The sequence below is a fragment of the Insolitispirillum peregrinum genome (assembly GCF_900156605.1).
GTDB lineage: Bacteria > Pseudomonadota > Alphaproteobacteria > Rhodospirillales > Rhodospirillaceae > Insolitispirillum > Insolitispirillum peregrinum.
On sequence record NZ_FTOA01000002.1, the window covers coordinates 127,354 to 138,400 of the forward strand.

General features: G+C 56.6%; 12 protein-coding genes. 2 read left to right on the forward strand and 10 right to left on the reverse strand.

Annotated features, from left to right (window positions below):
• The first annotated feature begins 66 nt into the window (after positions 1-66).
• On the forward strand, positions 67-579 hold the full coding sequence (locus BW995_RS04585) for a helix-turn-helix domain-containing protein (protein ID WP_084194583.1): 513 nt from the start codon (positions 67-69) through the stop codon (positions 577-579).
• A 254-nt stretch (positions 580-833) separates the two neighbouring features.
• On the opposite strand, the gene BW995_RS04590 is transcribed toward BW995_RS04585, so the two are convergent.
• The 3 genes from BW995_RS04590 to BW995_RS04600 form a co-directional block, all read right to left on the reverse strand.
• The gene (locus tag BW995_RS04590) at positions 834-1,874 is read right to left on the reverse strand and encodes an acyltransferase family protein (RefSeq protein ID WP_076399032.1); all 1,041 of its coding nucleotides are present in this window, start codon (positions 1,872-1,874) and stop codon (positions 834-836) included.
• 88 nt (positions 1,875-1,962) lie between these two features.
• Positions 1,963-2,565, reverse strand: a complete 603-nt coding sequence (locus tag BW995_RS04595; protein WP_076399033.1) for a D-sedoheptulose-7-phosphate isomerase — start codon at positions 2,563-2,565, stop codon at positions 1,963-1,965.
• 96 nt (positions 2,566-2,661) lie between these two features.
• Entirely contained in the window at positions 2,662-3,930 is a 1,269-nt protein-coding gene (locus BW995_RS04600; RefSeq protein ID WP_139332760.1) for a hypothetical protein, read from the reverse strand.
• 308 nt (positions 3,931-4,238) lie between these two features.
• Here BW995_RS04600 and BW995_RS21215 point away from each other — a divergent pair, with 308 nt between their 5' ends.
• On the forward strand, positions 4,239-4,367 hold the full coding sequence (locus BW995_RS21215; RefSeq protein ID WP_281251121.1) for a hypothetical protein: 129 nt from the start codon (positions 4,239-4,241) through the stop codon (positions 4,365-4,367).
• Between the two features lie 11 nt (positions 4,368-4,378).
• On the opposite strand, the gene BW995_RS04605 is transcribed toward BW995_RS21215, so the two are convergent.
• From BW995_RS04605 to pseB, 7 genes are all read right to left on the reverse strand, one after another.
• Positions 4,379-5,062, reverse strand: a complete 684-nt coding sequence (locus tag BW995_RS04605; protein ID WP_084194585.1) for a WbqC family protein — start codon at positions 5,060-5,062, stop codon at positions 4,379-4,381.
• Positions 5,062-6,126: an N-acetylneuraminate synthase family protein gene (locus tag BW995_RS04610; protein ID WP_076399036.1), complete on the reverse strand. Its 1,065-nt coding sequence runs from the start codon at positions 6,124-6,126 to the stop codon at positions 5,062-5,064. Before BW995_RS04610 ends, BW995_RS04605 begins: the two co-directional genes overlap by 1 nt.
• Positions 6,127-6,174: 48 nt before the next feature.
• A complete protein-coding gene (locus tag BW995_RS04615) occupies positions 6,175-7,110 on the reverse strand; it encodes an aldo/keto reductase (RefSeq protein ID WP_139332761.1) in 936 nt (311 codons plus the stop codon).
• Positions 7,110-8,081: a hypothetical protein gene (locus BW995_RS04620; RefSeq protein ID WP_139332762.1), complete on the reverse strand. Its 972-nt coding sequence runs from the start codon at positions 8,079-8,081 to the stop codon at positions 7,110-7,112. Before BW995_RS04620 ends, BW995_RS04615 begins: the two co-directional genes overlap by 1 nt.
• A gap of 62 nt (positions 8,082-8,143) precedes the next feature.
• Positions 8,144-8,845 (reverse strand): PIG-L deacetylase family protein, encoded by a 702-nt coding sequence (locus BW995_RS04625; protein ID WP_076399039.1) that lies wholly within the window; start codon positions 8,843-8,845, stop codon positions 8,144-8,146.
• The gene (locus tag BW995_RS04630) at positions 8,845-9,792 is read right to left on the reverse strand and encodes an SDR family oxidoreductase (protein WP_076399040.1); all 948 of its coding nucleotides are present in this window, start codon (positions 9,790-9,792) and stop codon (positions 8,845-8,847) included. Before BW995_RS04630 ends, BW995_RS04625 begins: the two co-directional genes overlap by 1 nt.
• Positions 9,779-10,831, reverse strand: a complete 1,053-nt coding sequence (pseB, locus tag BW995_RS04635) for a UDP-N-acetylglucosamine 4,6-dehydratase (inverting) (RefSeq protein ID WP_245821282.1) — start codon at positions 10,829-10,831, stop codon at positions 9,779-9,781. The genes BW995_RS04630 and pseB overlap by 14 nt, the downstream gene beginning before the upstream one ends.
• Positions 10,832-11,047: the final 216 nt, after the last annotated feature.

Genomic DNA, 11,047 nt, shown 5'->3' on the forward strand with positions numbered 1-11,047 from the left:
CGCCCACATCGGTATGGTTGCGATACAGAACCCCATTGGCTCTCATCAGTGGTTTTGGACTGCCCGATGAGGCCGTTTCTCGGTAACGGTGATAACGTGACAGATAACGAAACAAGCAAGCCCCGCCGGCGCCAGCCCATTACCGCGAAGGAATATGGCCCGGACCCCGTTGATGTGCACGTCGGGAAGCGCTTGCGCCTGCGTCGGACCCTGTTGGGGATGAGCCAGGAACAGCTGGCGGCAGCCGTTGGTGTGACCTTCCAGCAAATTCAGAAGTATGAACGCGGTTCAAACCGTGTTTCCGCATCCCGCCTTTACGATATTGCCCGTGTTCTGGGCGTTGATATCTCGTTCTTCTTTGAAGACATCAGCGGCGATGTCACCTCGCAGCGCCCGACCCAGCACCTGCCGGAAGAAGCCGGCATCGAACTGTCTGACCGGCCGATGCCAGCCTACGAGATGGACGAAATGTCCCGCTCCGAGACTCTCGAGCTGGTTCGTTGCTATTGGAAGCTGCCCAATCTCGACATGCGCAAGCACGTCCTGGACTTGCTGCGGACCATGAGCCGCCGCGAGTAGTCCGCAAAGGGGGGGCACCCGTATGGGCAGCCCCCTGACACGATCACGGAGCATCTGCTTGTGGGGTCATGTTGGCCCCACTTTTTTTGTGTTTTCTCAAACTGGCCCGCCCTGTGATGCAAAGCCACAGTATACGACAGTTGAAGGAGGATAGCGGACTACCGCCCGTTCCTGCCCGGGGCATCAAGGCCCCCGGGAAGATGTGGAGCAGAACCCCGCATTTTTTCTTCTCACTGTCGTATATTGCTTCTTTTTTATTTTTCTACTGCTCGATAGTGGCTGTTTTTCCTCAAGAATGGCTTTTCAATGCAGTGCCACGAGATGATTGCCAGCACGAGAGTGAGCGTGACCGTTGACACGCTTCCAACAAGGCGGTTGTTGAAAACCCCTGCCCAGATCAAAGCCTGAATAACCGGGAAATGCCAGATATAGATACCATAGGAAAAATCCCCATAGCGACCAAAATTGCCCAGATAAACCACAAAGACAAAAGCCAGGGCAACCAGGGCTATGGCCAATGGTTGAATGACTATCCCGACATCACCTTGCTTGAATATTAAGAACAAGGCAATAGCAGGAAGAAGAGTATATAATCTGATTTTTTTGAAGATATCAAAATAATAATAAATCAAGGCACCAGACATAAAATAAGATAAATTTCCGGGCAATTGCTTTGACAGTGTCAGCTTTCCAAGGTGTTCTAATCCAAGGCGATACGTAACAGATAAAATATAAAGAGTGATAATGACCTTCAGAGCCCCGTACCGCCGGATAGCCCACACGATCAGTGCAACGCTCAGATAGAACATAACCTCCACCTTGATGGTCCACAGGGCTCCATTAATTGCCGTCTCGGTATTATGACTGAAAACACCCGGAAGAGAGGGCGTCAGGAAATTCATAAACGACAAATTGTGCAAAAGATATTTTAACGATCCAGATGACAGGTATTCGGAAAAGGAAAGATCCGAAATCAGAATCCCCACCAGGAATGATAGAAAAATCACTGTGCCATAACCGGGGTAAATACGGCGAATACGCTTTCCTATGTAAGAACGCAGATTTGAAGACGATTCATAGCTGCGGATGATCAAGAACCCGCTGAGAATGAAAAAAGTATCGACAGCAATTCCGGAATTGAAAAATGTCTCAAAAATTGACAGGGATTGATCTCCGATCAATCTATTCATGTGAACCATCATAACTGAAAATGCCAGGAAAAACCTCAGCATATCCATGTTATTAGTATCTGATATAACATCTCTTTCAGGACCGGTGTATCTTTCATATTTCATCTTTTTCTTCCCACTGATTGATGACATTTCCAAAAGAACATATAATTTCGCTTCACCTTATTTTTAATGATAAATAAGATTAGACTATTTATATTTTCTCTATGTATTTACTTTCAATAAGTATTTCCTCAATCAATTCCATCATCGCATGGCCGGCAGTAATGTGAATTTCCTGCACACGACCAGTTTCGGACGTCGGGGCAATCAAGGTCTGGTCGCAATGCTCGCGGGCTGGACCGCCGTCCCCTCCCAAAAAGCCCAAGGTGGTAATGCCCATGGTGCGGGCGGCCTTCAGGGCCAGAATGATGTTTTCTGATTTCCCCGATGTGGTCAGACCGATCAGCACATCGCCAGGCTTGCCCAAAGCCAGAACCATCCGCTCATAAAACACGGTATAGCTATAATCGTTGCCACATGCTGTCATTGACGAGCTATCCATGGCCAGCGCGAGCGCAGGCAGGCCTGCCCGATCAACTTCGGACCGCAGACGAATCAGAAGCTCGGCGGCCAGATGCTGGGCGTCTGCAGCAGACCCTCCGTTCCCGCAAAAGAGTATCTTCCCACCGCTTTTAAGGCTGTTGGCACAGGTCAACGCCATGGCCACGACATCATCGGGGATGGTTTCCATTGCCTTTTGCTTGGCCTCAATGGAGCGACGGAACAGGTTTTTGACGTAGGTAACGTGATCCATGGGGGCGATCCTTTAGAGCATTGTGCGAAAAGTGGGAACCGGTTTTCGCGGGAACACTGCGACACATCAAAAAGCCAGCAGGGCAAACAGTGCAGATCAGGGGTTGCCAAGCATGGAACGGCTTGTGTGCTGACTTGCAGGAGAACGGGTGAAAACGGTGTAAAGCATCAAAGACAAACCAACCATTGCTGGTCCTGTGAAATAGCTTGCTCCACGGAGTGCCGCAATCAGGAAAGAAAAAATAAATCCGTTTTGCAGGATCATATCCAGGCTGGGTGTGCGTTCGATCGCGATGGACCGGAAAAACTTCCACAAGGACAGCAGGTACAGCAGAAGGAATGCATACCCGAACTCCCCAACCCCTTTAAACAACAAGGACGAACCATCAAAATTATTCAGCGTATCAAGGGGAGGACCAAGCTTTGCCACGAGACTGTATGGTAAAAGTGCCTGAAAATTCAGCATCCCGACCCCGAATGGATAATATTCCAATGCAGAAATGGCCATTTCCGCTCCTTTTGCAAAGACAAGAACGGAAAGATTGTCTCCACGTGAAACAGTATCGAGATCCAGCGTTATAACACCTGTGATACGGTCGTAAATTTGAGGGATCATGAAGACCATTACAATAACAATTGGCATTCCGAAAAGAAGGGGAAGAATACTTCTACGAACGAAAAGGCGGCACAGGAAGGCCAAGCCATAAATAGCAACACCAGTTGCTGATGCGGCAAGGAAAAAAACCGAGATGAATAGCAGGACATGCGATATCTTTCCCCCAACATATTTGGAAAAAATACTCGGATAGGCGACGGACAAAAAGATCAGGGGGGCGAGGATCATCCCCACGTGAGACGATTCTCCGGCAAAACCGAAGGTTCTGGGGAGCCCGGGGATATAAGCGCCTTGGGCAATCTGGCCTGTCACTAACACCAGAACCGTCCCGCAGATCTGAATAGCCAGATGAAGCCGAAAGAACCATCGACAAAACAGAAACAGCTGTTGGTGCCCATGGTCTTTTGAAATATCCCATAGCCGAGCCGTACAGACCATCAGCGTAATGAACAAAAATAAACCAGAATACATTCTAAGTGGCGATGATGGTATTGAGTAAAACACACTCTGTATTAAATTGAATACAAGCAAAAAAATAGAAATATTTATTAAAAAGAAAACATTTTTCCTTTTCATTCCGACAAGAAAGAAGAGAGCGACAATGAGCGGAAGATGAATCGCAAGGACCGATGAACCGGGTAGAGGGACCGCAATATCATAAAGATAAATTGTCGCCGCCAGCAGGAAGCCAGCCAGCATCCGCTGGAGATAGGTTGTTTTCAAACCATAAGGGATGGTAATGCGCGGCACGGCCATATCTCACGCCAAAAGCAAATTTCGGGCAATCAGGGCAGCCCTGCGTTTGCGTGTTAAGGTCAGGGGTCTTTGTACATCAAGTTGATCACAGATGTAAGAACCGGCACCGTCTCCTGATGCCTGCCTGGCACAGACCATGCCAGAGATCACCTTGGCCTTTCGCACTCCCCCCGCTCTTGTAAAAAGAGAAGGGGGGCTGTTTCCCACCCGAGAAAAAGCTTCAGAAGGCTGCCTTTTTCCGGGCCACAACATTCCACCAGCCCTGCCGTTCAGGCACTGGTCTGACAAATCTGGCTGATGACGTGATCCAGCACATCCAGCGGGAAATCGGCAAACAGAGACCGATCGGCGAAATCGCCGCTGGTATCGCCTTGCCGCAGATGGGGACTTTCCGCTGGTTCCCCACGCTGGAAGTCATCACAATCGGTTGAAAACCAGCTGACTATCCTTCCAGCAGGTTAACTGGGTTGGGTTCATTCATCAACAGGTCAATAACCCCCATATAGGGCTCAAAACCCGGGTAGGCTTGTTGATAGGCAGGATGCTGGTAGTCCTGATAGACAACCGCAATTCCAGCCTCGGCGAACGAGGCTTCGTTCAGATATCCCCGCCCTTGCGAGCCAGACAGATAGGTTGTCGCTCCGACCGCGCGGCACAGATTCAGGATCAGGTCACTTTTGGCCCCGTCAACCGGCGGCATGTCAGACGTTTTGCGGATCGGGGTGGTGATCCCAAGGGCCTGATTAAAAACATCCATCATGTCCCAACACAGATCGCTCAGGCGCTGATAGGGGGTGTGATAGAACGGTTCGAGCCGTGGCAGCCAGTCGGCAGCACACGGCGCCTTGCGATAATTCTGACTGATCGCGGCCCAGTGCTTGGCCTGCCACGGCAACACCGGGTTGATGTCTACCTCGGCAATGGTCTGCTCATAGTGCTTGCCCTTGGTCTGGACTGGCACTGTCTGCCAGATCCAGCCATCCTTGGTGCGGATCTTGTTGCGGTTCTGGAAACTGCCCTTCTGGAACTGGACGGTATCAAGATACAAAAACAGGTCCGACTTGAGAATTTTGTCGAAATACCCCAGCCAGGGCAGGTAAGCAGGCTGATGAATGGAAACGATCATCAGACACCTGCAGGCTCAAGGTCGTCAGCACAAATGCCCTCGGCGGCGGCTTTGGCCGTGCGCAGGCGGTGGCCCTGCACGGAGTCCCAGTCCCCGACATACAGGCCCTGTTCCGCACGCTTGAAGGTCACTGCCTGCTCGTCCAGCACGGTTCCGGCGGGCAGGTCATGGCGGGCGATGATGCGGCGGCGCATGATGGTCCGGCTGCGTTCTTCGGCGGCATTGGGGATGATCAACCCGCTGCCCTGTGCGGCCTCGGCAAAGCGGATATGGGCCACCATTTCCGTCAGTTCAGCCGGGTCCATCGAGAACCAGTGATCCGGGCCGGGCAGGTCATGACTGAGGGTGATGTGCTTTTCAATGATCCGCGCCCCCAAAGCCACCGCCAGCGCCGGGGCCACCGTCGAGCGGCTGTGATCGGAAAATCCCCACACCACCTCGGGATGGCGTGCCCGCAACGCCGGGATTTGCGCCAGATTCAGGTGCTCAGGGTCTGACGGATAGAGGGAAACGCAGTGCAGAACCCCCAGACTGGAACAACGGGGCTTCAGGTCATTGACCACCTTGTCCACTTCGTCCGCATCGGCCATCCCCTTGGAGATGATCAGCGGCAGACCAGTGTCGGCAAAGGTGCGCAGATTGGGCAAATGGTCGAAATCATCCGATCCGACCTTGATCGCCAGCAACCCCAGGTCCTGCATCATTTCCAGATTCACCGGGTCCTGCACGGTGGTCAGGAACATGATCTGCTGCTGGTCGCAATAGGCCATCAACTCCACCCATTCCTCACGGGTGAACTCCAGCCGGCGGAACATCTCGTATTCGCTTTCCGTGACCTGCTGGCCCTGACTGAAATAGGTGAAGGTCTTGGTGCGGTCGGCACAGAACTCGGCGGCGGTGAAGGTCTGGAACTTGACGCAGTCAGCGCCCGCCGCTTTGGCCACATCCACCAGCTGCTTCGCCAGCCCCAGGTCGCCATTGTGGTTGGCTCCGGCCTCTGCCATCACGAAAACCGGGTGTCCGTCCCCGATCAGGCGCGAACCAATCTTCATCTGTGCGACCATGGGTGTCCTCGTTTTTATACTGTGGATGCGATCAACGATGCGGTCCGTTTACCACTGACCGGGATTCAACAGCGCCTCGGGAACCCGGGGCACCATCGCATCAACGGCCTTGCGCTGGTCAACGGTTAACGGAGGCCGGGCCAGCAGAGCCAGATTATCGCCGAGCTGGGCACTGGTTTCCATGCCCAGAACCACCCCGGCAACCTGCGGATAGCCAAGCACATACGCAAGGCACAGATCAGCCAGCGACGCCCGCCCCAATTCGTCTTTGGCCCGCAGCAAGGCCGCCTGAACCGCCGGACCGCAGCCGTTGGCAACAGCAGGCCATAACACGCGATCCCCTCCCAACAGCAAGCCCTGCAAAAAGACCGAGCGCACATGCAGGGTGATGTCTGGTCGAGAGGCCAGACGATCCAGCGCCCCCCCGTCCCGCCAGCGATAATCCAGCAGGTTAAAGGGGATTTGCAGATGGCCGATATCGGGGCAGGCAGCGGCCAGATCGGCCTCTTCGGCGGCCTGAGCCGACAGCCCCAAGGTTCCAATCAGACCCTGTTCCCGCATTTCCAGCAACGCCTGCCAGAATCCGTTCGGACGGCGCAGGGGCCAGGCTTCACGGATCAGCACCACCGGCAGCGTCTCGACGCCCAGCACCTGACAGGATGCCCGGACGCCGTCCCGGGCCAGGTCCGCCAAAGCCGCATCGCTCAGGGCGGCGGCCTCCTCTGGTTCAGGCGTGTTGACCTTGGTGATCACCGTTGCCTGCTGCGCAAGATCCCCCGGAGCCGCCTGCAAGGCATCGTGCAGAACCTCTTCGGAATCGCCATAGCAGCGGGCGGTATCCAGCACCCGCACCCCAGCAGCCAGAGCGGTATGGACCAGAGCAATCGCCTCGGACCGGTCAGGCTTGCCGTTCTGGTTGGCGATGCCATAGGACAGCCCCAGCTGAGCGGTTCCCAGAATCAGACGGTCGGCAGAAACAGACATCAGCACAGGTGCTCCATCAGGGATTGGGCCAGATTTTGGCCTCCGGGGGCCGGGAACAAGGCCCTGCCACGGGCGATGCGCTCGTCTCGCCACTCCCGGTCATGCAACAGGCGGTGCAGGATGGCACGCGGCCCGGCTGCCGGGCGGTCGCCAGTGGCCGGGGCCGGACCGGCCAGAGGAACCACACCGCCCAGTCGTTCCAGTGCCGCAACAAAAGGCACCTGATGCTCTTCCACCGCAATGGCGGCCACGGCAATCCCGGCGGCCTGCAACTCATAGCAACTGGTTCCCCCGGCGGACAGGGCCAGAAAAGACCGCTCGGCCATCGGGATCAGTGACGGCGGGGCATGGATGATTTCACTCCGGGGCAAAAAACGGGTCAGCGCTGCACAGGCCGCCGTCCGGTCCGGGTGAGCCGGGCCGATCACCGCCAACACTGGAAAACGGCTCAATTCATCGGCCAGCGTGCGAGCGATCCACGCCGTATCGTTGGCCGGGTCTTCGCCGCCCAGCGTGATCAGGATGGCTGGGCGGTCCGGTCTGTCGGCAGCGGCAAAATAGCCCGGATGGATCGAGTTGTACTGTCCGCCCGCCAGCACCAGACGGCCTGCCCGCAGCGGGTAATCGGTTGCCGAAGTCCACGGCTGGGCGTTGATGATCACCGCCGCTGGAAAATCGCGGTATGGTGCGTCATCGTAACAGATCAGGCGACTGGCCTCGGCCAATGGGGACAGCAGGGCAGGGTCGACATACTTGCCATCGAGCACCACCCACGGCGGACCACCGGCCCTGTTCTGCTGGCACCAGAGCACAAGGTCGTCACTGTCCTGACCAGCCTGCCGCGTGCTCCCCTGCACGGAAAACCCGGCATCACGAACCCGCTGCACAATGGCGTCAGGCGCCTGCATGCGAAACTGTGCGACCGGGCCACCGACAGCCCGCAGGGCTTCCGCCAGCGCAAGGCAGCGCATCAGGTGCCCCAGCCCATGATCCCCGCCAGCATCACAGCGGACAAGAAGCGATGGCCAGGCCTTCACAGGTTCAGGCCCCGGATCAGGGCGAAGCCTTCGGCATAGGTCATACCCGCCTGTGCCCCACGGAAATGCCCCAGAGCCCGCAAAACCTCGGGAGAGCGCGGATGCGGGGGCGGATGCATCTCGTCTTCATAGGCGGCCATCGCCGCGACCTTCAGCTCCATGGTCTGCGAAATATCGGTGAACACCGTCGGCGCAAAGGGCTTCAGCGGGTTCCATTCGGTGCTCGACAAGACTTCAAAGGCAAAAATTGCGCGCAGGCTCTGTCCCGGCAACGGGCGAACCGCTGGCAGCATCGCCCGGTGCGTGACCCCATGATCAACATTCGGATCATCTGCCGAATGGGTAAACAGGCGGGTCGGGCGGAAATCGCGGATATGGGCTTCAATCTGTTTGGTCAGGTCCAGCAACGGAACCTGATCCAGTCGGCAACAGGGGCGCTTGGCCAGGAAAACCTGATCGGCATCGACGCCAAGCAATGCCAGCGCCTTCAGGGCATTGGCATTGCGACGCGCAGATTTTTCCACCACTTCGGGCAGGGAAAACTGCTCCGGCTGATAGCGGGCCGTCACCCCTTCGGCCAAAAAGACCACCCGAACAGGCCACCCAAGGGCGCGGTACCTGGCCAATGTTCCCCCGCATCCCAGAACCTCGTCATCCGGGTGGGCTGCAACAACCAGAATCCGCTCATCAACAGACATCAGACGTTTTCCACTTCCTGCCATTCGGCAACCAGCTCGTCGAGGGTGCTGGCAATGGATGGCAAAGGAACGCCCAGGGCAGTCGCCGTTGCAGAAACATCCATCCGCATGTCCAGTGGGCGCGGCGCTTTCAGGGCAACATCACTCAGACGGCCAAGATGGGCCGTTTCCGTTGGCAAGTGCAGGCGCTGCGCCAGTTGCAGCAGGAACTCGGCTTTCGACAGCCCGCCCCCACTGGACCCCACATTGAACACACCACAGAGTCCCGAGGTCACAAATTTCCGGGCCAGCACCGGCACCAGCGATCCATGGCACGGATTGAACAGGACATCCTGAAACAGGGTGATGGATTTACCGACTTCCAGACTGTTGACCAGCCAGCTGACCAGCCCCGGGCGACTCGGCGTCCCCCTACCGACGTAATTCAGGCGAAGTACCGTTGTAATGGCATGCTGACGGGCAATATCCTCGCTCCACAGCTTGGTCCAGCCGTACAGGTTGACCGGCCCCACGTCGCCCCCTTGTCCCCCACCATCGCGGTAAACCTGATCGGTAGAGACATGGATCAGGTGACAGGACGGAGCATGCCGGGCCAGCGCATCGACCAGCGACCGGGTTGCTGCCACATTGTCACGAAAGGCCGCCGCGCGATCGTCCTCGCAGGTATCCACATTGGCCAGCGCCGCGCAGTGGATCACCACCGCCGGTTTCCAGTGCGCAATCAGGGCATCGGTTTGCGCAGCATTGGCCAGGTCAACGGCCTCGAACGGCGCAAGACAGTCCCCATCCTCATGGTGCCAGACGTCCACCTTCGAGCCCGGACGAACCAGAGGGACAATGTGCCGCCCCGCCAGACCATCTGTGGCCCATGCCAAGCGGAAATAATGCCCCAGAGCTCCGCCCGCTCCGGTGATCAGAACCGGGCCAGGAGCTTCAGTATGCAGCATGACCGGCTCCACAGCTCTCCGTCTCGAGCAAACCTGCGTCCCGCAGCATCTCGGCCAGCCCGTTGGCGTCCAGGACGTCCGGGTTGTTGTTACTGGCATAATGGAAATTATCACCAACCGGCGTGGCATTGGCCGCCACGCCGCCACGCTTCCAGAACGCCAGCGACGGCTCGATGATATAGCGGTCGGCCAGCTCCAGCGTATTGCGGGCGTCGTCTTCGGTGATCATCACTTCGTGCAGCTTTTCGCCCGGACGGATGCCGACGATACGGCGCGGCAGATCGGGGGCCAGTGCTGCCGCCAGATCGACCATGTGCATGCTGGGGATCTTGGGGATGAAAATCTCGCCGCCGTCCATCTGCTGCAGGCTGGACACCACAAAGGCCACCCCCTGTTGCAGGGTGATCCAGAACCGGGTCATCCGCTCGTCGGTGATCGGCAGGTCTTTGGCGCCATCGCGGATCATCTGCTGGAACAGCGGCACCACGCTGCCACGCGAACCGATCACGTTGCCATAGCGCACCACGCAAAAGCGCGGGCCGTCGCCACCGGCCATGTTGTTGCCGGCAACGAAAATCTTGTCCGAGGCCAGCTTGCTGGCGCCATACAGGTTCAGCGGGCTGGCGGCCTTGTCGGTGGACAGCGCCACCACCTTTTGCACATTGGTGCGCAGGCAGGCGGTGACCACGTTTTCCGCCCCGATGACGTTGGTGCGGATGCATTCAAACGGGTTGTATTCGGCAATCGGCACATGCTTCAGCGCGGCGGCGTGAACCACGATGTCAATGTCGCGGAAGGCCATCACCAGACGGTCAAGGTCGCGCACATCACCGATGAAAAAGCGCAGGCGGCCATAGCCGGGATGGGTCTGGAACTCGCGGTCCATCTCGTACTGCTTCAGTTCATCGCGCGAGAACACCACCACCCGGCGCGGCGTGCAGTTGTCCAGCAGGGCACGAATGAATTTCCGCCCGAACGAGCCGGTGCCGCCAGTAACCAGAACCGATTTGCCTTCCAGAACCGACCAATCGGTACCCATTCCCGTGAATCTGCCGACACTCATACGTCTCTGCCTTTCCTAATCGGGGCTCTTTTTAACCCCTGTCTTGTCTGTTTGCACCAGAAGCGGAAAACGCAACACGGCCGCTCTGGCTATAAAGCGTTTCGGGTAAAAGACCCCTACTCTATGGCAGATACACATAATGACGCAACAGAAAATTACCATAAATATTTCTGATTAAACAAAAATGAAACA